Genomic DNA, 23595 nt, shown 5'->3' on the forward strand with positions numbered 1-23595 from the left:
AAAGGGAGTGGATAGTCGTGATTAAATCTGTCACAAAGTATATGCTCTTGGCGGTTCTATCTATTGTAGTGGTTGGCCTTTACTGGCTGCTGATCCGTCCAAACACCTACAGCTATGACACAGCCTTAAAAAATGGGGATGTCGTTATGGGTGCCAGTGGTGTCGCAAATGTTGAAAAACTGCATGTGTTCATTGAAAACACTAAGCGTGGCCAGGCTGTTCAAATAAGGATCACGGCTTATTCAAAAGAGGGAAGTCCAATAATTTTCGATTTGGAATTCGATGGTGAAATCATCAAGTGCACAAGCGACAACACCAGGGATAGGTACGGTATAACACTCTTCAAAGAGTATGGAGAGTATAATAAGGTGACTAAAGATGAACGAAACGATTACTTTCTAATTGACGAAACCGGAAAATATGAAGATCTCTGGATCTTTCAGGAATAGTTCGGTCGAATAATTGATCGCCTGGGGAGTGGGATGACCGGAGAAGATTAAAATGCAATCAGTTGTACTGCCAACCCTAATCCAAACATCCTAGAAATCCCACAAAATAGTAACAGCCTCTTCCCGCTTTGATCGCCGGAAGAGGCTGTACACATTTAGGTTAACTTTTAACTAAGCACCCATAAACATCTTGATGTCTTCGTCTACGGTACCAATACCGCCAATGCCGAAGGTCTCAACGAGGACTTTAGCCACGTTTGGAGAGAGGAATGCCGGAAGCGTTGGTCCAAGGTGGATGTTCTTGACGCCCAGGTGGAGCAGGGCGAGGAGAACGATAACAGCCTTTTGCTCATACCATGCGATGTTGTAGGCAATCGGAAGCTCGTTGATGTCGCCCAGCTCAAAGACTTCCTTGAGCTTCAGCGCAATGAGGGCAAGAGAGTAGGAGTCGTTGCACTGACCGGCATCGAGGACTCTTGGAATACCGCCAATGTCGCCAAGCGGCAGCTTGTTGTAACGGTACTTCGCGCAGCCTGCAGTCAGAATAACCGTATCCTTTGGAAGTTTCTCAGCGAATTCTGCATAGTAGTCGCGGCTCTTCATGCGTCCGTCGCAGCCTGCCATGACGAAGAACTTCTTGATCGCGCCCGACTTGACCGCGTCGACCACTTTGTCTGCCAGAGCAAAGACCTGCTCGTGAGCGAAGCCGCCAACAATGGTGCCAGTCTCGATCTCAGTCGGAGATGGAAGGGTTTTAGCCAAAGCGATAATCGCAGAGAAGTCCTTCTTTCCATTTTTATCCGCTTCAATGTGAGTACAGCCCGGGAAGCCGGAAGCGCCCGTCGTGAAGATTCTGTTCTTGACCGCGTCGCTCTTAGGCGGCACAATGCAGTTCGTGGTGAAGAGGATCGGGCCGTTGAAGCTCTGGAACTCTTCGAGCTGCTTCCACCACGCGTTGCCATAGTTGCCCGCGAAGTTGTCATATTTCTTGAACGCCGGATAGTAATGGGCCGGCAGCATTTCGCTGTGGGTATAGACGTCCACGCCGGTGCCTTTCGTCTGCTCCAGGAGCTGCTCCAGGTCTGCCAGGTCGTGACCGGAAATCAGGATCGCAGGGTTCTTTTTAACGCCAATGTTGACTGAAGTAATTTCAGGATTGCCATACTTGGAGGTGTTTGCGCCGTCCAGGAGGGCCATCGCTTTAACGCCGTATTCGCCGGTTTTCAGGGTCAGCGCTACAAGCTCGTCCGCGCCGAGACCGTCGTTCAAAGTAGCCGCCAAAGCCTCATAGACAAAAGCGTAGATCTCGTCGCTCTCTTTGCCAAGGTTCAGAGCATGGTGCGCATAAGCCGCGTAGCCCTTGAGGCCATAGATGATCAGCTCGCGGAGGGAACGGACATCTTCGTTTTCAGTGGCGAGAACGCCAACACCAGAAGCTTTCGCCAGCATGTCCGCTTTGGAACCAACGGTGAAGACGGCTGCATCATGAAGGCTTGAGACCGGAATACCCTTGGACGGCGTCTCGTTAGCGAGGCCGAGGAGCTTCTTAAAGAACCCGACTTCGACTGGAGGGCCAGCGACGACCATAGCTCTCAGGTTGTCTCTGAGGGTGATCATCTTGTTGATTTCTTTGACAAACGCCGCGTCGTCAAAGTTGGCGTTGGTGATGGTCATGAACAAGCTCTTGAGTACTTCGTGGTTGACTTCGCCCAGGTCCTTCGCGTCGAGGCCGCCCTTGATGACAATATCAGAAACCCCTTTGACTGTGTAGATGAGAAGGTCCTGAAGGTTCGCGGTCTCCGGCTGCTTGCCGCAGATGCCGACAACGTTACAGCCTGTACCCTTTGAAGCTTCCTGGCATTGATAACAAAACATTGACATAATATACCCCTTTCGGTGTGTGCGCTCTTGAGCGCTTAGTTTTTGTATTTGAAACTCATGGGCTTATTGTGTCATGTTTTGAGGGGAAAGGATGTAACGCAAGTTACGGAAGTGAAAGTTATGATTCAATTTTTTCTTGATTTCGATTTTGGGGCGAATTTACCCCCTCATACTCAGTGTGCTTCTTCAGCATTGCCTGAACGAAATCCTGCATCCTGTCAAAATGACTGCCCTCCCAATACACCCGCCCACAGCCGCGGCACTGGCTGAAGGCTTCAAAATCCTCAGCCACACGCGGCGGCAGCCTGTCCAGAATCTGCGCCTTTTCTAACTCGTCCAGCAGCCCGTTGCAGACTATACACCGCGTCAGCGGCCGGATCCTGTCCCACAGCTCGAACCGCTCCACCACTTCCTGAAGCTGCTCTTTCGCCGTTCTTGAAAAGACGAGCCCGCCGATGGTCACCTGCCGCCTTTTCAGCAGCCCCCGGTCAAAGGTCAGTAAAATACGTTCTTCTTTTTCGGCGATCCCGGCAAGCACTTCGTCAGTGGCATTATTGCTGTATAGGGTGTCGAAACCCAGCATCCTCAGATATCCAGCCAGTTTCCCCAAGTGGACATCGAGAACAAACCGGGGTTCTTTCGGCAGCTCGGGCTGAACCGACTGTAACTCCGACACGTCCAGAGACACAAATTTCGGATATACCGCGATCCGCTCGCCGCCCTGAAGGCGGTGGTCCAGGCTGACTGCCAAACCATCGACGAGTACGATAACTGCCTCAGTATGGGGCACCCCTGCCGACTCAATGGCATATTTTACCGTAGCGCCCTGGCATAATGGCTTTTGAAGTGTTTTCTGCCTGTTCTCAGGCCGGAGGCACTGATTGAGCGGACCGTAAAAGCGTAGGGTGACAAACAGCTCAGCTGTTTTAGCCTGGTCAATCTCATGTGTTGCCGCCTGTGACTGCTCGCTGCCGGCATCCAAGATTTTTTTGGTTTCAGTCATTGAGATCACGCCTCCTTAGAAAAAAGACGCAGAGGGTTAAACCTCTGCGCCTGATCAAAGCCACACTCAAACTATGATGGAAGTAGGTCTCTGACACCTTCTTCCACACCTATTTCTCAGGCGCCAAAAACCCTACTCCAGCGGCTCATCCAGCAGCACGTGGCCTAAAGTCTCGCCAATGCGGCCCTCCACCAGGATTTGCACCTTGTCAATGCCTTCAAACTGCTTGAGGGTCTGGACTATGGAGCCCAGAGTCATCAGCTCTCCAGCACTCCCGCCCGGATGGTTGTCCAGGAATTCCTGGGAGAAATCGACGGTGCAAATGCCGCTGTCTATGGTGATGCCCAGCAGCTGCGTGCCCTCAGGGATAGTTGGATAAAGATCCGGACTCTGAGGTCCCCAGATCAGCTCCTGAACGGCGGCTTTGGCGACGGCGCCATCAGCGACCAGGACGGTGCGGGATTCGGGCAGGACACCATCGGCATCAGGGGTTGCGAAATAGAGGTCCATAGTGACTTCTTCCAGCATGCCGCTCATGAAGAGGCTGTAGGAGGCCGGGAAGTCGCCGCCAGTGAGCTCGAGGAGCTTCTCGACGGAGATGACGCCCACGCCTTCGCGGATCACGCGAACTTCGTAGTAGTCCGAAGCTGCGTCGAGGTAGCGAACGGTGTACTGCATAGCGCCGTCCACCGTTTCAGCAGCTTCGATGGTGCTGTTCAAGGTGACTTCTTCGCTGGTTTCCGGATCGACCACGTTTTCCGTCCAAGTGGTGCCCACTTCAAACGGCAGCTTGATCAGTGTCAGCTGGTCGAATTTCGAGTCCAGCATCATTTCTTCGGTCTTCTCTTGGACAATCGAGTTGCCGCTGAGGATGTACTTCAGGGTCAGAGCCACGTCCAGGTTGCCTTCGCCCCCGGACATGTCCGCCATTTCGCCTGAGATCTCATAGACGCTGCTGTCCTCGGATTCGACAATCGCATCCAGCGTCATGGTGTGCCCGTATTCCGCGAAGCCGTTGTAAATCCAGGTGTAGCCAATTTCAGTTGGCAACAGGGCGGAGAGGGCTTCTTTTTCGAATACCACTTCCGCAGGCGGTTCTTCAGGCGGGGTCACAGGCGGCTCGGGTGGTTTGGCGCAGCCAGCCAGGGCGAAGATGAAGAGGAGAAGCGCGGCCGAGAGCAGGGTGCTTGTTTTCACGTCTTTAAAAATAAATCTATTGGACGTCATGGTGAACGCTCCTTTCGAGGTGAGTTTGGATTTCGCAGCGGTTACAACAGGTTAGACGAATACGTTCAGCCGATGGTTCCTATGATCCAAACCCAGCAGCGATGAAAAAACATCAGCCTCCAACTGACACAGCTGTCCGACAGAGGCTGACCGAATTTATTCCTTATACATCCCCGGGCTTCATCTGGTCGTCAGAGCCTTTGCGGATGACCTTGTATTCGCCGGTTTCGGTGTTCAGGTCGTAAATGCTGAAGTTGGTGTCGATGTCAAAGCCTTCGAAATGCTCCGCGACGTTGATGGACGCAGAGCCCTCCTCGCCGCTGACGATCCTGTGGAACACGTACTGCGGCCAGACCAGCAGGGCGCCGCCCTCATAAAGGAGCTCCCCGTTCTTATAAACGGCGTGAGGCGTTACCGTAAAACTCTCGATTTTGCCGTGAGCCGGTGTATAAATTTCCACGTGCCGTGTCCCACTGAGGACAATGAGGTTGTCCCCCTGGCATGGGTGCATGTACCATGGCCGCGCCACGTCCCCGACAGGTCCTGGGGAGACCGCGGCTTTCTCGTGGAGCACCCGGTCGATGGACCCGATCTTTGAAGCGATGATGTCCAGCGGAAACAGGTCGAAGACCACGCCGGGGGTCTGCCTCAGGAGATTGAGTTTATAAATGCTGTATAATCCAGGAACTTGCTCGATTAAAGTGCTCATGTACAGGCCTCCTTTTAATTCTAAAGTCAGAAAGATTTCGATCCTTTGAGCCCATTCATACCCACAAGTGGCGTGGTGCAGGCAATAATTTTAGAAAAAACTCAAGACCATTTTTGCCGATGGTCACCCAACACCCCCTCTCGTTTGTTTGAAAATATGCAAAATGGGGAATAATTAATATGGAGGAAGAAGGTGCCAGGCACCTTCTTCCGAATTTGAAAGAAGAACGGAAGAAACTCGGTGTCAGACACCAAGTTTCAGCTCACCCGAAACCCGGTGTCAGACACCTGGTTTCATTACTTCAAGTGAATTACAAGAGAGGCAGAGGATGCGTATGAATCATGGGTCGATCATTTCGCGTTTATAGATAAATAGGAGGTGGAATTGAATCATGAAAAAGAGATTACTTACCGTTTTGATGATCTTGATTCTGCTAGTCACTATGATGCCGATGCAGGCATTTGCGGAGAAGCCGGATGCTGAAGCGGGTCTCAAGTATTTGAATATTGGGGATTCGATTGCTGCGGGGCTTAGTGCTTTGCCAGATGATTATTTTGCGCATTATGCGGGGTATTTGGGGGAGGAGATGTTGTATAGGGCTTATAATGGGCCTGGTATGCTGCCTAATCTTCCTAATCCTATGATGTGGACTGACGGCGCAGTGAATTTGGGGTTCCCAGGACTGGATAGTATGGAGCTTCTTGAACAACTCGAGGCAACAACCCCGAACGCGCTGCAATTATTCGTCGCACAAGCCGATGTCATTACCATAAGCATTGGCGGGAATAATTTGCTGACACCGGTGATTACGTCAGTTTTTCAAATGTATGGGTTAATGCCTGGCATTCATAATGAAGTGGAATTAATGGTTGCTATCACGGGTTATGGCGAAAACGTTTGGAATGCAAATCTTGATTTGTTTACTATGTCAGCCTTAAGCTCTGAACCAGGGAGTCTAGGCTGGTGGCTCGAAACACGAACTGCTCAATTCTTGGAAGACTGGCCAGCCATTCTGGATAAAATTGAGGATCTGAATCCTGACGCTCAAATCATCGCCATGACACTCTACAATCCAATTGAAAAAGCAGACAATGAGGCGCTTTTCAATCGCTACGAGGAACTGGTTCGTCCAATGAACATGGCCATGAGAATGACTCAAAACAGAGCTGCTCTGGCTAACGTCGCCAACGCCTTCAGAAAAGAGCCGGACGCAGTGGCATTCAGGCTGACTTGGATGGATGCTGGTATGATGATGCCACCGGTTCTGATCGACCCTCATCCAACAACCTTAGGTCACCAATTAATCTTTGAAGAACTCATGAAAGTCAGAAATCCAATGTCCTTCAAATAACGTTTAAATCAAGCAATGTGCTTGTTTTCACAAAACACCATCCTTTAGCCCGTGCTCGGGTAACGAGCATGGGCTTTTTCCTTCTTTGTTGGAAGGCGGTGCCTGACACCGCCTTCCAACCTGGCCCTTGTCTTTGCCAAAGTGCCATTTCAAATTTATTTAAAACATACCCATTTATATGACTATAAATGGGTATAAATTAATGAATAGTAAGTCGATATAAACACCCATGATGTGGGTCAAACTTTACTTAATTTATACAGCCACACCTGTTCAACCATCCACACAGAAAGGAGGGTTTGGTCGATGTCAGAAATAAAGGTGGACGTCAGAGGCGAAACGTGTCCGATTCCATTGGTAGAAATGCGCAAAGCCCTCAGAAAAGCCGCCGAGGGAGACTTTATAGAAATCATTGGAACCCATCCGGCCTCTCTGAAAGAAATTCCAATGGCGGCCAACGCCTTGAATGTTAAAATCATCAGCGAAGAGCAGCAGGGCGAGGTCTGGACCATCAAACTGCAGAAATAAGAAGTGAATTCAGCCGATGCACTGAAAAGGGGATGTCACTATGGCTGAAAAGGCAACCATTATTGTTCACAGCGGAGATCTGGATAAAATGTACAGCGCTTTGATCGTCGCGAACGGGGCGTTATCAATGGGTATGGAAGTGTCCCTGTACTTTACCTTCTGGGGTCTGCTGCGACTGAAAAAAGGCGGCTTGAGCAAAGGACCGCTGTCAAAACTGAATCTCTTTGGACTTGGAAGAGCTATGATCAGAAACAGGATGCATAAAGCCAACGTCGCTTCATTGGAACGACTTATGGCGGACTTCAAAGAGCTTGGCGGCAAAGTCATTGCCTGCGAAATGACCATGGAAATTATGGGCGTGAAAAAAAGCGACTTGAATGAAGACCTCATTGACCTCTATGGCGCTGTGGGAACCTATATTCAGGAAGCCAGAGAATCCGCCATTACGTTATTAATCTAAGGGTGAAAACTATGATTCAAAAAATAATCTATATGGATAACGCGGCTGCGACGAGACTGGATGAAGCCGTGTTTGAAGCTATGAAACCATGCTATTTTGAGAATTATGCGGTGGCGACATCGGAATTTGGCTATTCCCAGGGGCTGGAGGCCAGAGAGACTTTGGCGGAAGCCAGGGCCAGCATCGCCGGCGCTTTGGGCGCAGCGCCTGAGGAATTTATCTTTACGTCTGACAGCACAGAATCCAGCAATCTGGCGCTGAAAGGCGTTGCCAAGGCGCTGGGAAACAAGAAAGGCAAGCACCTCATTGTCTCCAAGATTGAGGATTTTCAAGTTCTGCAAAGCGCAAGGGCCCTCGAAAGACAAGGCTTTGAGGTGGATTACCTGGAGGTGGACGACCTTGGCTTTGTGAAGCTGGACCAGTTGGAGTCGCTTTTGAGAGAGGATACCATCCTGGTGTCGATTCAGCATGCCAATCATGAGATTGGGACGGTGCAGGATCTTGAGACCATCGGCAGGCTTTGCAGTGAAAAAAATGTGCTGTTCCACACGGATGCCACCCATACCTTCACCCGGCTGCCGCTGGATGTCCGGCGCATCAATGTGGACCTGATCACGGTCTCCGCCCACACCATACACGGTCCGAAGGGCATTGGCGGGCTTTACGTGCGGCGGGGGACACCTTTAGAAAAAATTGCCGATGGTGGCTTTCATGAATTCGACCTGAGAGCGGGCATCGAAAATATTCCCGGCGCCGTGGGGTTTGCCAAAGCGGTGTCGCTGGTGACGGAAGAGGAAAACGCACGCCTCAAGGTCATGCGCGACAGGCTCATTGAACAGGTCGTCGCAAAAATCCCTTTAGTGACGCTGAATGGGGATCCCCAGAAGAGAATCCCCCAAAATGCCAACCTCTCCTTTCACCATGTGGAAGGCGAGTCCATCACCCTGCACCTGGACATGTACGGGATCGCGGTGAGTACGGGTTCAGCCTGCTTCAGCAGATCCCTGGAGGCCAGCCATGTGATGATGGCCATCGGTGGAGACCACGAGCGTGCCCACGGGTCCATTCGCTTTACCTTTGGCAGGTATAACACCATGGAAGAAGTTGACCTGGTGGTGGAGACTTTGGCGACTATTGTTGAGAATCTGAGAAGAATCAGTCCTTTGGGCAAACAGGGAGGCGTGTAAAATGGCTTTTCCTTATAATGATACAGTTTTGGAACATTTCAAAAATCCGCGCAATGTCGGTAGAATTGAGGATGCGGACGGAAAAGCGTCTGAAGGCAGCCCGGCATGCGGAGACATGGTCTCGGTTTATATCAAGGTAGACGAGGAGACTAAAAAAATCACGGACATCAAGTTTGAGTCTTATGGATGCGCCTCCAACATTGCGACGGGCTCGATTATTACGGAGATGGCCAAGGGTAAAACCTTGGAGGAGGCTAAACGCATCACCTGGCAAGAGGCGTCCCAGGCCTTGGGCGGGCTTCCGTCCATCAAAGCCCACTGCTCGGTACTGGCAGTGGAATGCCTGCGGAGTGCCATCCTGAATTACGAAGAAAAGCATGGCCTGGTCGTCAATCTGGAACCGACAACGGAGGAAATAGTACGAAAAAAACTGAGAAGAGTCATGAACCCTATGAACGGTCTGGACATGGTGGCCACAAACCTGGTCAAAGAAATAGTGGTCAGTGAAGGCGTGATTCGCGTGGTGGTGGATCTGCCTGAAGACCATCAATTCGCGGCGACGATCAAGGAAGAAGCCAAAGAAAGACTGGAGAATTTGTGGGACGTGAAACAGGTGATTATTGAGTTCTCCCGTACCTGGCAACGCGAGTGAAGTTAATGAAGTTTTTTTGTTGAAACTTTGTGATTGCAGACTTTTCAACTTAATTTAACGTTGTTGTTCCGAAAAACGGGGCAATAGGCGCTAGCCGCAGGTACGGAAAAAAGAAGTCGCCCGCAAATTTAACATAAATTTGTGGGTGACTTCTTTTCCATGTCCTTAAAACGCCCCCCGCATAACCTCCAGGAACGCCTCCGCAGCGCTGGTCAGTGGCAGATGGCGGCTGTGAATCAGACAGAGATCTGTGGACGGAACCGGCTCCTCGGTCGCCAGAATCACCAGGGATTCAGGCGCATTTTGCATGGCCATCCTCGGCACGAAGCCAATCCCGACCCCGCTGGCGATCATGTCCACAATGAGGTCCACGCTGCCGAACTCAAACTCCGGCTCGAGGTGGATCTGATGGCGTGCCAAAAAATCGTCCAAGAGCCGGCGGGTCGTCGAGTTCTTTTCAAGGGTGACCAAAGGGTGCCCGGCCAGCTCAGAAAGGCTCAGTGACCGCCCGAGCAGCCCGTGGGTCCCGGCGTAATCCGCAGAAGAAATCCAAACATTCTTCTCTGAAGCCAGCCGCAGGTAGACCAGGTCCTTGTCCTCCAGGGCACCGGTGTGATTCACGAGGGCCAGGTCCAGGGCACCCTCCCGAACGCGGGACTTCGATACCGGTGATGGTCGGTTCTGGATCGACAGCCGGATATTGGGATATTTCCGGTGAAAAGCTTGCAGCGGCGTCATCAAAATATACCGGGAGAGCGTATCGCTGGCCCCAATCTGCAGATGCCCGCGATCCAGCCCCTGCAGCCTGAGCAACTCTTTTTCACCTTTTTCAATGCTTTTGATGGCCTGGCTGACAAAGTCGAAGAGGGTCTCGCCCGCGGCCGTCAACGAAACGGTGCGCCCCTTCCGGTAAAACAGCGGCATCCCCAGGGCGGTCTCCAGCTGCCGGATGGACTGACTAACCGAGGACTGTGTGACGAAGAGGACTTCTGAGGCCCGTGTAAAGCTCTCGTGAAGGGCCGCGTAGTAGAAGACATTATAAAGATCCATGGAATTCATGCATTAGCGCTCCTTATGATTTTGATTACTATAATTAATTATTATTATAAAAGATCTGATGATACAATCAAGAAGAATCGAGAACAATCGAGAACAATCATCGGGGTACGAATGTAAATAGTCGTGAATGCGGGGTGGTGGGGAAGGAACCATCGGCAGAAAAATCTTTAAAAAGAGGGCTTTGCCGATGGTCCCTGAACCCCCAACCCATTATCAACGCCATTGTCGTCATAAGGAAGCTCCGGCGCGTGCCGGACATGATCAACATAACCAACAAGGAGGAAAATCATGCAAGGTGTGAGAAAGTTTGTCCGAAAAATCGAGGCGCTGGACGTGGAGAGCGCCGGGCTCACCGGCCAGATCAGGGACTTTTTGAAGATTGGCGCGGTGAAAAAGGCAGAGGTTTACAACGGGTATGACATCTTTGGCCTGGAGCCTGCGGAAGTGGCTCAGGCGGTGCAGCACGTGTTTTCCGAGCCCAACGTGGACCTGGTCAGCGACGTCTGGATGCCGGAAGCTGGCGAGACGGCGTTTGCCTATCGTTTGCTGCCGGGGCAGTATGACCAGCGGTCGGATTCCGCGGTGCAGCTTCTGACCATTCTGAAGCTGGGGCAGGATCCCCACGTGGTTTCCTTTAAGGCGGTGCGCCTGAAGAGTGAGCGGCCTCTTTCGGCGGATGAAGTGCAGGGGATTAAACGCTTCCTGATCAACCCGGTCGAGGCCATGGAAATTTCACTGGTTGAGCTATGCCCGGCGGAGGTGATTCAGCCTGACGCGCCGCCTGTTGAGGTTCTCGAAGGTTTTAGAGACCTTACAGAAGACGCGCTGGAGGGTTTCCTCGCGTCACACGGCCTCGCCATGTCGAGCGAAGATCTGGCTATGGTTCAGGCCTATTTCAAGAACACGGCCGGCCGAGATCCAAAGATGACCGAGCTCAAGGTTCTGGATACTTACTGGTCAGATCACTGCCGTCACACGACATTTATGACCGAGCTGAAGGATATTGACTTCTCCGAGGCGACCTATGGCCCGCTTCTGGAAGCTTATGACAAATATAGACAAAAGCGCGCAGACATTGCGACTTCCAAACCCGAGTCCCTCATGGATCTGGCGACCATTCAGGCTCGTTGGCTGCGAAAGCAGGGCGGCCTTGCGGATGTTGAGGTGTCGGACGAGATCAACGCAGCGACCTTTATGGTGGACGCGGCCTTTGAAAACGGCGAGACCAAGCCTTACTTAGTCATGTTCAAGAACGAGACCCACAACCACCCTACGGAAATCGAGCCTTTTGGCGGCGCGGCGACCTGTTTGGGCGGCGCGATCCGGGATCCGCTCTCGGGACGCAGCTATGTCTACCAGGGCATGCGCATCACCGGCTCCGGAGATCCAACGGAGAGTCTTGATAAAACTTTGCCTGGAAAGCTGCCTCAAAGGGTCATCACCCGGGGTGCGGCGAAGGGCTTTTCTTCCTACGGCAACCAGATTGGCCTGCCTGCAGGTTATATCCGCGAATACTATCATGAGGGCTTCAAAGCGAAGCGCATGGAGGTGGGTGCGGTTATCGGTGCGGCACCGGCGGAAAACGTGAAGCGACTTCAGCCGGCGGTTGGCGACAAAGTCCTCCTTATTGGCGGCAAGACGGGCATTGACGGCCTTGGGGGTGCGACGGGCTCTTCCAAGGAGCACGACGAGTCCAGCCTAGCGACCTGCGCTTCTGAAGTCCAGCGCGGCAATGCGCCGGAAGAACGCAAACTCCAAAGGCTCTTCAGCACGGCAGACTTCGCCAAGCGCATCAAGAAGTCAAACGACTTTGGCGCCGGCGGCGTGTCAGTGGCCGTTGGGGAATTGGCGGACAGCCTGGACATCCAGCTGGATGCAGTAAAGACGAAATATCCGGGTCTTGGGGCCATAGAGCTGGCGATCTCAGAGTCTCAGGAGCGCATGGCGGTGGTCGTGGATCCTGCGGATGTGGAGGCCATTGTGGCGTTAGCGGCAGCAGAAAACCTCGATGCTTATGAAATTGCACAGGTGACGGATTCCGGTAAACTCCGCATGTTCCTGAAGGGCGAGGTCGTTCTGGAACTGGACCGCGACTTTATCGATTCCAGCGGTGCCAGCAGAAGCCAGGTCATCAAGGTGACTGAGGTGCCTGGGGCTAAGCCTGGAGAGGGCTCGGGAGAAGCTGGGGACAAGGTCATCATGTCAGCGGAAGAGGCGGAAGAGGCCCTGTTGGCAGCGGTAACGGACTTGAACGGCGCGGCTCAAATTGGCCTCGTCGAAAATTTTGACAATACGGTTGGCGCTTATTCCATTTTGATGCCGTTTGGCGGCGCGCGGCAGATGTCGCCGTCCATGTCCATGGTGGCCAAGCTGCCATCGGCTGATGGTACTTCTTTGACAGGCACAGTGATGAGCGCAGGCTATGCATTGAAAGCGCTGGACCGGGATCCGTTTGTGGGCGGCGCCATGTCCGTGGCTGAAGCGGTGGCTAAGGCGGTGCTCACAGGGGCGAAGCTCGAACGCATTCACCTGTCCTGCCAGGAGTATTTTGAGCGGCTGGGGTCAGACCCGCTGAAGTGGCAGAAGCCTTTCAAAGCTTTGTTAGGCGCTTTGTACGCCATGGACGCGTTTGGTCTTGGGGCCATAGGCGGCAAGGACTCCATGTCCGGCACCTTTAAAGATCTGAATGTGCCGCCAACGCTGATTGCCTTCGCGGCAGCAGCTGTGGATGTGAAAAACGTCGTCTCCACAGACTTCAAATCCGAGGGCAGCACGGTCTACATGGCAGATGTGGCCAGAGACGCGGCGGGACTGCCGGATCTCGCGGCTTATGCGGCCAGACTGAAGGAAGCTCAGTCGCTGATTGAGCATGGCGTCGTACTGTCTGCTTCTGTCGTGGAAGAGGGCGGCGTGCTCGATAACCTCTTTAAGATGGGTGTCGGCAACGGCCTTGGCGTTAAGCTGAGCTCAAAGGAATTGCCTAAGGCGGGCTTTGGTGCTCTGATCCTTGAAATTGACCTTGCCAGTGCGGATGTCATGCCGGCAGATTGGCTGATGCTCGGCGAGACACAAAGTACTTACCGTATTAACGCCCAGGGCGGCGGTGTGGATCTTAAGAAGATTGAGACGGCGTGGCTGGAGCCACTGGACAGTGTGTTCCCGCGCTGCAAGCCTTATGCGGATTCGCCTCTTGCGGCAGAAGTGCCACCTGCCGGTAAGAAGAAGGAGAAGCGGGAAGTGCTTTTTGGGGAAGATCGATCACAGATCAACATTCTCAGAGGGGTGAAGCCTAGAGTGTTCATTCCGGCGTTCCCGGGGACGAACTGCGAAATCGACACGGCGCGGGCCTTTGAACGGGCGGGGGCCGAGGCTGAAGTGATCATCTTCAGAAACAGGAACTTGGCGGACGTGGAAGCGTCTATTGAGGCCTATGTGAAGGCTATAGAAAAAGCACAGATGATCGCGCTGCCGGGGGGCTTCAGCGCCGGGGACGAGCCGGATGGATCCGGCAAGTTTATCAGCTCGGTGTTCAAGAACGCGGGGATTAAAGAGGCGACCATGACGCTGCTGAAGCAGCGGGACGGCTTGATGCTGGGGATTTGCAACGGGTTCCAGGCGCTGATCAAGCTGGGGCTGCTGCCATACGGCGAGATCCGGGACCTTGGGCCTGAGGATCCAACGGTAACGTACAATCAGTGTGGAAAGCACATTTCCAAGATGGTGCAGATCGAAGTGGTGTCCAAGAAGTCGCCGTGGCTGGCGCGGGCGTCTGAGGGCGTGCGTTACAATGTGCCTTTGTCCCACGGTGAAGGGCGTTTCTTTGCCAGTAAAGCGCAGTTCGAGGCGCTGCTGGCGGCGGGCCAGGTGGCGACGGTGTATTCCAGGGGCCACAACCTCAATGGCTCTGCCTTTGGTGTCGAAGGGCTAGTGAGCGCGGATGGCCGGGTGCTGGGCAAGATGGGCCACTCGGAGCGGATGACGTCTCACACCTATTTGAATGTGCCGGGTCAGTATGACATGGAGATTTTTGAGGCTGGCGTTGATTACTTTAATAAGTAAAGTGTGTTCAACTGGAGAATGGGCGCAGATTAGCGGTTCGAATAAAGAAAACAGGTCACGATGAGGTCGTTGACTTTTACTGATCGAACCGCTAAATTTGCCGATATGGTCTTGATAAGACGCTGGATGTGGGGTAGAATAAAGTTAAATTAAGAACGTTAATGTCGATAAAACAGTAAAATGTTCGTGTTTTGGGAGGGTGTTCAATGAAAGTTGCAATTATCATGGGAAGCAAATCGGATCTTGAAGTCGTGTCAAAGGCGGCGGAAGCCCTTGAGCAGTTTGGGATTGAAGCGGAAATGAGAGTCATGTCAGCGCACCGTACGCCGAATGAAGTCATGAGCTTTGTTGCAAAAGCTGAAGAAAATGGGTTTGAGGCTATCATTGCTGCTGCTGGCAAAGCAGCGCATTTGCCGGGTGTGATCGCGGCGTTCACGGTGCTTCCGGTTATTGGACTTCCAATCAAGAGCAGCTTTATGGATGGGTTTGACTCGCTGCTGTCTATCGTTCAGATGCCTTCCGGCATTCCGGTGGCAACGGTGGCGGTCAACGGTGGCGACAACGCGGGCATCCTGGCGGCGCAGATCGTCAGCGTCAAGTATCCTGAAGTGCGCGAGCGCCTGAAGGCCTTCCGCGAGAAGATGCGTCAGGACGTCGTGGCGGCGGATGCGTCCATTCAGGGGCTTCGCAAGTAAGGCAAGGGCATTTGGAGAGGCGGGTCTGGTCGGTGATGGCGAACTGTCGCGTTGGAAGCGCCGTGTCATTTTGATGAAAAACGAACATTGTAACTTGTTTACTAAGAATATCTCTTTGAGGAGGATTTGTTTAAATGGAAAAGCGTGAAATGATGTACGAGGGAAAGGCGAAGCGTGTTTATAAAACAGATGACGAAAGACTTTACATTATCGAGTTCAAAGATGACGCGACAGCGTTTGATGGCAAGAAAAAAGGGACCATCCACGACAAGGGCATCCTGAACAACAAAATCAGTGAAGGCCTCTACACGATGCTGGAAGCAGAAGGCATCCCGACCCACTTCGTCAAGCGCCTCAGCGACCGCGACGTCCTCGTCAAAGCTGTCAAGATTATGCCGCTGGAAGTGTTGGTCAGAAATATCGCAGCCGGCTCCCTCACCAAGAGACTTGGTATTCCGGAAGGAAAGCAGCTGCCATTTACGATCCTCGAGTTCTGCTTGAAAGATGATTCCCTCGGTGATCCACAGATCAACGAAGACCACATTCAAGCCATGGAACTGGCAACTCTTGATCAAGTGGCTCAAATTAAAAAATACGCCCTTAAAATCAACGAGCTCCTCACCGCTTTCTTCAAAGCCAGAGGCATTACCCTCGTCGACTTCAAACTCGAATTTGGCCTTTATGGCGACCAAGTCATTCTCGCCGACGAAATTTCTCCTGACACTTGCCGTCTCTGGGACGCTGCAACGGGCGAAAAACTCGACAAAGACCGCTTCAGACGTGACCTCGGCAATATTGAAGAAGCTTACCAGGAAATCCTCAAGCGCCTTGACAACTAATAAGGATAGGAGCGCTGGAAATGTGTGAAATGAAGTGGGATAAGCTTGGTGAAGAGTGCGGGGTCATTGGCCTCTACACGAGCGACGCGGATCACATTGCGTCCATGGCCTGCTATGGGCTCATCGCGCTGCAGCACCGCGGCCAGGAGAGCGCGGGCATCGCGGTGAAAAACGACAGCATCAAATACTACAAGGACATGGGTCTGGTCCAGGAGGTCTTTTCCAACGAGACCCTGGCGAAGCTTCATGGCACTGCCGCCGTTGGTCACGTCCGCTATTCGACGACGGGGGACTCCAACGTCGCCAATGCCCAGCCTCTGGTGGTCAAGTACCGAGGCGGTTCGATCGCTCTCGCCCACAACGGCAATCTGGTCAACATAGGCAAGATCCGCGACCGGCTCGAGGACGACGGCGCCATTTTCCAGACCTCCATAGACTCTGAAGTCATTGCAGCTCTGATCGCCCGAAACTTCAAGCTTGGCCTGAAGGAAGGTCTGACCGACGCCCTGAAGCAGCTCCAAGGCTCATTTTCCCTCACCATCCTCTTCGAGGACAAGCTTATTGGCGTTCGCGACACCAACGGCCTCCGCCCCCTCATCTTAGGGCAGTTAGCCGATGGTGGCTACGTCCTGGCCTCCGAATCCTGCGCACTGGATGTCCTAAGCGCTGCCCCGATCCGGGACGTGGAGCCCGGCGAAGTCATTCTCATCGACGACAAAGGCATTGAAAGCTTTCAATTCGCACCAGCCGCCAGACGCGCCGTCTGTGCTTTCGAATATGTGTACTTTGCCAGACCGGACAGCACCATTGACGGCGTCAATGTCTACATGTCCCGCCGCAACGCCGGACGCACCCTGGCCATAGAACATCCCATTGAGGCGGATGTGGTTATAGGCGTACCGGATTCCGGAACCAGCGGGGCCATAGGGTACTCGGAAGCCTCCGGCATTCCTCTGGGCATAGGCCTCATCAAGAACAAATATTTGGGCAGAACCTTCATCCAGCCGGACCAGAAGATGCGCGAGCTCTCGGTCCACCTGAAGCTCAACGTTCTAAAGGAAAATATTGCGGGCAAACGCGTCGTCATGATTGACGACTCCATAGTCCGGGGCACCACCAGCAAGAAAATCGTCCAGATGTTGAGAGACGCAGGGGCCAAGGAGGTGCACATGCGCATCACGTCGCCGCCGGTGGCCTACCCGTGCTTCTACGGCATCGATACGCCGAGCCGCCAGAACCTGGTTGGGGCTCAGATGACGGTTGAGGAAATCGGGAAACGCATTGGCGTTGACACACTTGGCTATTTGTCTCCTGAAGGACTTAAGAAAGCCATCGGCCTAAAAGCCACGCCACTGCTCGACGCGGTGCCGAATCCAGAGGCGCTGTCCGAAAGCGGGATCTGCCTGGCCTGCTTCAACGGCGATTATCCAACGGCGGTCCCGGAATCCGCTGACAAATTCCAGTTCGAGAAACGATAAGGAGGAAGTGTGCCATGTCGCAGCCAGATGTTAAAGATAAAAATGAGACACAGGATTCAAAAGACTTGAAAAGAGACGCTTACAAGGCCGCGGGGGTAGACGTGGAAGAGGGCTACCGCGCCGTGGATTTGATGAAAAAATATGTGAAAACCACTCATGACAGCCGCGTAATCGGTGGCATTGGCGGCTTTGCCGGCATGATGACCCTGGGCGGAAAATTCACTGAGCCGGTTATCGTCGCCGGTACAGACGGCGTAGGCACCAAGCTTAAGCTGGCCTTTTCTCTGGATCGCCATGACACCGTGGGCATTGACCTGGTGGCTATGTGCGTTAACGACATTCTCTGTCAGGGCGCCCAACCGCTGCTGTTCCTGGATTACATCGCGACAGGCAAGCTGAAGGCGGAGCAAGCTGCAGAAATCGTCAAAGGCGTCAGCAACGGCTGCCGTCAGGCGGGCGCTGCGCTGCTGGGCGGCGAAACCGCTGAAATGCCTGGCTTCTACGCTGAAGGTGAGTATGACCTAGCGGGCTTTGCCGTGGGTGTCGTTGAAAAGAGCGAGATCATCACCGGCGAGCGGATTCAGGAAGGGGACGTGGTCCTCGGTTTTCCATCCAGCGGTGCGCACTCCAACGGCTATTCCCTGCTCAGAAAGCTCTTCGCAGAGGAAATTGCCGCGCCAGAGGCAACGGATAACGCGAAGGCCATCACCAAAATGCTCCTTGAGCCAACCCGTATTTATGCACCGGAAGTTCGTGTGCTGATGCCCCGCTTTGACTTGAAGGGCATGTGCCACATCACCGGCGGCGGCTTTCAGGAAAACGTGCCGCGCATGCTGCCGGAAGGCCTTGGTGTTGCCATTAACACTACTGCCTGGAAACGTCCGGAAATTTTCAATCTCATTGAAGCCAGAGCGGGTCTGACCCCGGCTGAGCTTTTTGGGACCTTTAACATGGGTATTGGGTTCATGGTGGTGCTCTCCGCTGAGAATGCGGTTCAGGCCCTTGAAGCCCTTGCCATTGAAGGCTACGAAGCGTATAAGATCGGTGAGATTGTCAAGGTGTCTGCCGGTAAGGACCGCGTGATTTTATGATCAGCGCTTTTCAAGACAAAGAGGGCGGCACTAGGTTGCCTTACGGCGCTTGGTCGCCTTACGGCGCTTGGTCACCTGACGGCGCTTGGTCACCTGACGGCGCTTGGTCACCTGACGGCACTCATTCATCCAACTCCACCCTGGATTCTGACGTAACGGCGGGCGGCGCTCATTCTTCTGTGAATGGGCGGCCGCGGATCGCCGTTTTCGTGTCCGGTGGCGGGACCAATCTGCAGGCGCTGATTGACGCTGCGGAAGAGAACCGAGTGACTGAAAGGAACCGAGTGACTGAAAGGAACCGAGTGACCGAGGGGAACCATCGGCTAAACGCACTAATAGTTCTGGTTATGGCAGACCGGCCGGGTTGCTATGCGCTGGAGCGGGCTGAAAAGCACGGGATCCGTGGCGAAATGATCGATCGAAAGGCAGGGTCACCTGAAGAGCGCGAACAGAAAATCCTGGCGCTTCTGGAGGAAGTCGAGGCTGACGTGATTGTCCTGGCGGGATTCCTCGGGATTCTTGGGGCGGGCATTATTGCGAAATACCAGGACCGGATTGTGAACGTTCATCCGTCCCTGATTCCGAAATACTGCGGCAAGGGCTTTTACGGGCACCATGTCCATGAAGCGGTCCTGGCGGCTGGGGATACAGAGACCGGCGTTACCGTTCACCTGGTGGATGAGGGCGTGGATACCGGCCGGATTCTGATGCAGCGAAAGGTCCCGGTGTTGCCGGGGGATTCGCCGGAATCGCTCTATGCCAGGCTGCAGCCTGTGGAGCATCAAACATTGGTCGAAGCGGTTGGAAAGTTGATCGCGGAGAAATTTGGGAGGTCTGAAGCGTGAGAAGAGCATTAATCAGCGTCAGTGACAAGCACGGCGTGGTCGAGTTGGGCATGCGCCTTGCGGCCATAGGGTATGAAATTCTGTCGACGGGCGGTACTTATAGAGTGCTTCAGGAGGCGGGTGTCAAAGCGACGGAAGTCAGCGAGGCGACGGGTTTTCCGGAGTGCTTCGACGGGCGCGTCAAAACCTTGCACCCGGCGGTTCATGGGGGGATTCTGGCTCGCCGCGATTCGGAAAAACATCAGCGCGAGGCCATGAAGCTGGGCATTGAGATGATCGACCTCGTGGCGGTGAACCTGTATCCGTTCCGGGCGACGGTTCAGAAGCCGGATTCGACTTTGGAAGATATTATTGAAAACATAGATATTGGCGGGCCAACTATGCTGCGTTCTGCGGCGAAGAATTATAATGACGTTATTGTTTTGTGTGATCCTATGGATTACGAGATGGTTCTTGAGCCTCTTGAGCGAGGTGAGGCCATCCCGACGGATGAGCGGGCGCGTCTGGCGCTGAAAGTGTTTGAGCATACCTCGCACTATGATGCCATGATCGCGTCATTTTTGGCAAAGACTTTCCGGCCTGAGGGCTTTGGCCGCACCCTGACGCTGCCCTTTGATGTGGTGCAGCCTCTGCGTTATGGTGAGAACCCGCATCAGAACGCGTGGTTCCTGAAGGATGCCCTGCCTGCTTCTGGTGCATCGACAGACTTTGTGCAGCTTCACGGAAAAGAACTTTCTTTCAATAATTTGAATGACCTGGATGCGGCAGTTCGCATGGTGCGTGAGTTTGTGGAGCCGGCGGCTGTGGCGGTCAAGCATACGAACCCTTGCGGCGTGGCGGTGGGTCACGATTTGGCGACGGCTTATGTCAAAGCCCATGACGCGGATCCGGTGTCCATCTTTGGGGGCATTGTGGCTCTAAATCGCAAGGTCGACAGGGAGACGGCGCTGGAGATGTCGAAGACTTTCCTTGAGATTATTGTGGCGCCGGCGTTTGCGGAGGAAGCACTGGAGGTTCTGAAGGCCAAGAAGAATATCCGGCTGCTGACGCTGCCTACGAACCAGACCTTTGAGGATGCTTATGATCTCAAGCGGATCGAGGGCGGCCTGCTGATTCAGCAGGTGGACTCGGAGCCGGTGGGCATGGAGCTCAAGGTCGTCACGGACCGCATCCCGACTGAGGATGAGATGCATGACCTGCGCTTTGCCTGGAGCATTTGCCGTCATGTGAAGTCCAATGCCATTGTGGTCGCCAAGGGCGGCGTGACTTTGGGCGTAGGACCGGGACAAACCAATCGCGTCGGTGCTGCGGAGATAGCCTTGAAACAGGCGGGTGCTGGAGCCAAGGGCGGCGCCCTGGCGTCGGATGCTTTCTTCCCATTTGCGGACTCGGTGGAGTCTGCTGCGGCTGCTGGGATCTCAGCGATTATACAGCCGGGCGGTTCTGTCAATGATGACAAGGTGATCGAGGCGTGCAACCGGTACGGAATCGCAATGGTCTTTACAGATGTGAGACATTTCAAGCACTAACCAATCTGGGATGCAATAATTGGTTTTGACGAATCAACAATTTTACGACTATACCACCGGGAGGTAGATTCATGCGGATCTTGGTAATTGGCAATGGCTCGAGAGAGCATGCTTTGGGCTGGAGGCTGTCGAAAAGTAATCACGCGCCAAGCCTTTTCTTTGCGCCGGGGAATTTTGGAACGGCCCTGGTCGGGAAAAACGTGGCAATTGGCGTGTCAGAAGTGGAGGCGCTCAAGGCGTTTGCGCTGGAAGAAAAGATCGATTTGACCCTGGTGGGGCCTGAAGTGCCTTTGGTGGCTGGTGTGGTCGACGCGTTCCGCGAGGCGGGGCTGGTCATTATTGGTCCGGACCGGGCAGGGGCGCAGCTGGAGGGCAGCAAGGCTTTTTCCAAGGAGTTCATGGTGAAGTACCAGATTCCGACGGCGGGGTATGGCGTGTTTACGGACGTGGAAGCTGCGAAGGCGGCGCTGCGCAGCTACGCGCTCCCGGTCGTGATTAAAGCCGATGGTCTCGCCGCCGGCAAAGGGGTCATCATTGCTCAGAGCTATGAAGAGGCGGAGCAAACTTTGGCGGAGATGATGCTGGAGGGCCGCTTTGGGGAATCCGGTCATACGGTGGTGCTGGAGGAGTTTCTGAAGGGCTTTGAGGCGTCGATTATTTGTCTGGTGGATGGTGAGACTATATTGCCGCTGGAGACTGCCCAGGATTACAAGAAGATTTTTGATGCGGATCTCGGTCCGAACACCGGCGGCATGGGGTCGTATTCGCCGAGTAAGTTTGTGGATGCGGCTTTGATGGCGGACATTGAGGCCCGGGTGCTTCAGCCGACCTTAAAGGGGCTGCAGGCAGAGGGTTTTGATTTCAGGGGGATCATATTTATTGGTCTTATGATCGATGAATCCTGTCCGACTGGTCTTGCTGACGGGATCAAGGTCCTGGAATACAATGTCCGCTTTGGTGATCCGGAAACGCAGTCTTTGATGGCGAGACTGGACAGCGATTTTGTGGATGTTTTGCTGGCGCTGCATTATCGTAAGCTGAGTACGTTGAAACTGGCATGGACGCCGAAGGCAGCCGTCTCAGTTGTTCTGGCTTCTATGGGTTATCCGGATGAGTTTGAGCCGGGAATGGAGCTCGATTTTCCTGGGACGCAGACTGAATTTATGCCGGAGGTGACAGCATTCTTTGGCGGCGCTGTTCTGAAGGATGGAAAAGCTGTGACTTCAGGTGGTCGTGTGGTCACGGTTACCGCAGTGGGTGATACCCTGGACAGCGCTCGTAAGAAGGCATATCAAGGCGCGGAAATGATTCGGTTTGGAAATAAGTATTGCAGGAAAGATATTGCGAAGTTTTAGGGGTTTTTGAAGGCTATTTGTAAGGTATGGTTAAAAGGAAGGACCAGGTGCCGGCGGCTAGAACGCCGCTTACATCCGGTCTTTCCTTTTTTCGGTTGGAAGTGGAGTGTAAATTTACACCTAATACCCTGTAAACACTAAAACTCGACATTCAACAGGTTAAAATTCCGCATTGCTGCGTTGTCGTTATCCGCGATACTGCCTAGTATCGCTACTTCCTCCGCCTTGCACTTCGAAATTTTACCGCAGTTGTATGTTATAGTTTTAGAATTTACAGGGTACTAGCTCTGCGGCTATGGCCTATTGCCCCCAGATTGAAAGCTGTCCGCGTCACCTGTTTCGTTTTTGTCCGCGCGGCTTGCGCCTATTGCCCCCAAATATTAACTGGTGCCTGTCACTCACTACAATTCTCAAACAATTTAGGGTTAGAAAATTATTTTGATTTGGGTGTGAACAAAATGGGCGATTTGTAGTAAAATAATAGTAGAATTATAACTATAAACTGCTATTGCTTTTAAGGGGGCATCATCATGATCATTAAACCTTCAGCCAGTATTCGTCAAAACTACAATGAAATCGCTGATTTATGCAGAGAAACCGGTGAGCCCGTTTATCTGACCAAGAATGGCGAAGGGGATCTCGTGGTTATGGATTTGTCCTCCTTCGTCAAGCGTGAGAAGATGCTGGCACTTAGGGAAAAACTCCTGATGGTTGAAGAAGAAAGATCAGCGGGAAAAATAGGTGTTACACTTGAGGCATTAGAACAGGAATTGGACCGCATTTTGGATGAGGCCGAGTATGAGAAGAAGTGATAATGATAATGAATACACGGTGATCATCTCGGATGCTGCTCGTCAAATGCTGATTGAACACATTCGATTTTTAGCTCAAGCTGACGCGGATGCAGCCAGAAAAATTAAAACCTTGCTGTTGGATTCAATTCGGACTTTATCACACTTTCCTGAGAGACATCCCTTTATATCAACTGATTTTTTGCCAGCCAACAAATATCGGAAAATGGTCATTGAGAAAAGGTATCTCATCCTTTATCAGGCCAAAGAGCAGTTTGTCTTTGTAGATTGGATCATGGATTGCAGACAGGACTATAGGTGGTTAATCAGGTATTAAGTAAAAATAGCCGTTAGATCATGCATTGGGATTTCGCGGGTCTAACGGCTATTATTTTTGTTTGAAAGTG

The 23595-nt window shown here is 53.0% G+C and carries 21 protein-coding genes; 16 read left to right on the plus strand and 5 right to left on the minus strand.

Annotated elements, in window-relative coordinates; genetic code table 11:
• Window positions 1-17 precede the first annotated feature (17 nt).
• Window positions 18-449 carry a DUF4362 domain-containing protein gene (locus AC4PHM_RS15160; RefSeq protein WP_492018570.1) on the plus strand — a complete coding sequence of 144 codons (432 nt, stop codon included), beginning with the start codon at window positions 18-20 and terminating at the stop codon, window positions 447-449.
• A gap of 171 nt (window positions 450-620) precedes the next feature.
• On the opposite strand, the gene hcp is transcribed toward AC4PHM_RS15160, so the two are convergent.
• The 4 genes from hcp to AC4PHM_RS15180 all read right to left on the minus strand — a co-directional run bounded on the left by hcp (window position 621) and on the right by AC4PHM_RS15180 (window position 5269).
• Window positions 621-2330 (minus strand): hydroxylamine reductase, encoded by a 1710-nt coding sequence (gene hcp / locus AC4PHM_RS15165; RefSeq protein WP_492018571.1) that lies wholly within the window; start codon window positions 2328-2330, stop codon window positions 621-623.
• Window positions 2331-2448: 118 nt separating this feature from the next.
• Window positions 2449-3333, minus strand: a complete 885-nt coding sequence (locus tag AC4PHM_RS15170) for a Mut7-C RNAse domain-containing protein (RefSeq protein WP_492018572.1) — start codon at window positions 3331-3333, stop codon at window positions 2449-2451.
• A 132-nt stretch (window positions 3334-3465) separates the two neighbouring features.
• Window positions 3466-4560 (minus strand): GerMN domain-containing protein, encoded by a 1095-nt coding sequence (locus AC4PHM_RS15175; protein WP_492018573.1) that lies wholly within the window; start codon window positions 4558-4560, stop codon window positions 3466-3468.
• A 163-nt stretch (window positions 4561-4723) separates the two neighbouring features.
• A complete protein-coding gene (locus AC4PHM_RS15180) occupies window positions 4724-5269 on the minus strand; it encodes a hypothetical protein (RefSeq protein ID WP_492018574.1) in 546 nt (181 codons plus the stop codon).
• Between the two features lie 391 nt (window positions 5270-5660).
• Between AC4PHM_RS15180 and AC4PHM_RS15185 the strand changes: the two genes are divergently transcribed.
• The 5 genes from AC4PHM_RS15185 (at window position 5661) to AC4PHM_RS15205 (ending at window position 9447) form a co-directional block, all read left to right on the plus strand.
• Window positions 5661-6620 carry an SGNH/GDSL hydrolase family protein gene (locus AC4PHM_RS15185; RefSeq protein WP_492018575.1) on the plus strand — a complete coding sequence of 320 codons (960 nt, stop codon included), beginning with the start codon at window positions 5661-5663 and terminating at the stop codon, window positions 6618-6620.
• Window positions 6621-6926: 306 nt separating this feature from the next.
• Window positions 6927-7148 (plus strand): sulfurtransferase TusA family protein, encoded by a 222-nt coding sequence (locus tag AC4PHM_RS15190; protein ID WP_492018576.1) that lies wholly within the window; start codon window positions 6927-6929, stop codon window positions 7146-7148.
• Window positions 7149-7188: 40 nt separating this feature from the next.
• Entirely contained in the window at window positions 7189-7608 is a 420-nt protein-coding gene (locus AC4PHM_RS15195; protein WP_492018577.1) for a DsrE/DsrF/DrsH-like family protein, read from the plus strand.
• A gap of 11 nt (window positions 7609-7619) precedes the next feature.
• A complete protein-coding gene (locus AC4PHM_RS15200; RefSeq protein WP_492018578.1) occupies window positions 7620-8795 on the plus strand; it encodes a cysteine desulfurase family protein in 1176 nt (391 codons plus the stop codon).
• A 1-nt stretch (window position 8796) separates the two neighbouring features.
• Window positions 8797-9447: an iron-sulfur cluster assembly scaffold protein gene (locus tag AC4PHM_RS15205; protein ID WP_492018579.1), complete on the plus strand. Its 651-nt coding sequence runs from the start codon at window positions 8797-8799 to the stop codon at window positions 9445-9447.
• Window positions 9448-9612: 165 nt separating this feature from the next.
• Here AC4PHM_RS15205 and AC4PHM_RS15210 read toward each other — a convergent pair whose 3' ends face one another.
• Entirely contained in the window at window positions 9613-10506 is an 894-nt protein-coding gene (locus AC4PHM_RS15210) for a LysR family transcriptional regulator (protein WP_492018580.1), read from the minus strand.
• A 288-nt stretch (window positions 10507-10794) separates the two neighbouring features.
• On the opposite strand from AC4PHM_RS15210, the gene AC4PHM_RS15215 reads away from it, so the two are divergent.
• The 10 genes from AC4PHM_RS15215 to AC4PHM_RS15260 all read left to right on the plus strand — a co-directional run bounded on the left by AC4PHM_RS15215 (window position 10795) and on the right by AC4PHM_RS15260 (window position 23525).
• A complete protein-coding gene (locus tag AC4PHM_RS15215; protein ID WP_492018581.1) occupies window positions 10795-14565 on the plus strand; it encodes a phosphoribosylformylglycinamidine synthase in 3771 nt (1256 codons plus the stop codon).
• A 206-nt stretch (window positions 14566-14771) separates the two neighbouring features.
• Window positions 14772-15260, plus strand: a complete 489-nt coding sequence (gene purE, locus AC4PHM_RS15220) for a 5-(carboxyamino)imidazole ribonucleotide mutase (RefSeq protein ID WP_291401506.1) — start codon at window positions 14772-14774, stop codon at window positions 15258-15260.
• A gap of 134 nt (window positions 15261-15394) precedes the next feature.
• Window positions 15395-16099 (plus strand): phosphoribosylaminoimidazolesuccinocarboxamide synthase, encoded by a 705-nt coding sequence (gene purC, locus AC4PHM_RS15225; RefSeq protein ID WP_492018582.1) that lies wholly within the window; start codon window positions 15395-15397, stop codon window positions 16097-16099.
• Window positions 16100-16119: 20 nt separating this feature from the next.
• Window positions 16120-17577 carry an amidophosphoribosyltransferase gene (purF, locus tag AC4PHM_RS15230; protein ID WP_492018583.1) on the plus strand — a complete coding sequence of 486 codons (1458 nt, stop codon included), beginning with the start codon at window positions 16120-16122 and terminating at the stop codon, window positions 17575-17577.
• A 14-nt stretch (window positions 17578-17591) separates the two neighbouring features.
• Window positions 17592-18668 (plus strand): phosphoribosylformylglycinamidine cyclo-ligase, encoded by a 1077-nt coding sequence (purM, locus tag AC4PHM_RS15235; RefSeq protein ID WP_492018584.1) that lies wholly within the window; start codon window positions 17592-17594, stop codon window positions 18666-18668.
• Window positions 18665-19513 carry a phosphoribosylglycinamide formyltransferase gene (gene purN, locus AC4PHM_RS15240; protein WP_492018585.1) on the plus strand — a complete coding sequence of 283 codons (849 nt, stop codon included), beginning with the start codon at window positions 18665-18667 and terminating at the stop codon, window positions 19511-19513. Before purM ends, purN begins: the two co-directional genes overlap by 4 nt.
• Window positions 19510-21042 carry a bifunctional phosphoribosylaminoimidazolecarboxamide formyltransferase/IMP cyclohydrolase gene (purH, locus tag AC4PHM_RS15245; protein ID WP_492018586.1) on the plus strand — a complete coding sequence of 511 codons (1533 nt, stop codon included), beginning with the start codon at window positions 19510-19512 and terminating at the stop codon, window positions 21040-21042. Before purN ends, purH begins: the two co-directional genes overlap by 4 nt.
• A gap of 71 nt (window positions 21043-21113) precedes the next feature.
• A complete protein-coding gene (gene purD, locus AC4PHM_RS15250) occupies window positions 21114-22397 on the plus strand; it encodes a phosphoribosylamine--glycine ligase (RefSeq protein ID WP_492018587.1) in 1284 nt (427 codons plus the stop codon).
• A 530-nt stretch (window positions 22398-22927) separates the two neighbouring features.
• On the plus strand, window positions 22928-23209 hold the full coding sequence (locus AC4PHM_RS15255; protein ID WP_492018588.1) for a type II toxin-antitoxin system Phd/YefM family antitoxin: 282 nt from the start codon (window positions 22928-22930) through the stop codon (window positions 23207-23209).
• Complete coding sequence (locus tag AC4PHM_RS15260) at window positions 23196-23525, plus strand: type II toxin-antitoxin system RelE/ParE family toxin (protein ID WP_492018589.1); 330 nt, start codon at window positions 23196-23198, stop codon at window positions 23523-23525. The genes AC4PHM_RS15255 and AC4PHM_RS15260 overlap by 14 nt, the downstream gene beginning before the upstream one ends.
• The last annotated feature ends 70 nt before the right edge of the window (window positions 23526-23595 follow it).

It is taken from the genome of Acidaminobacter sp. QWL-03, assembly GCF_058683855.1.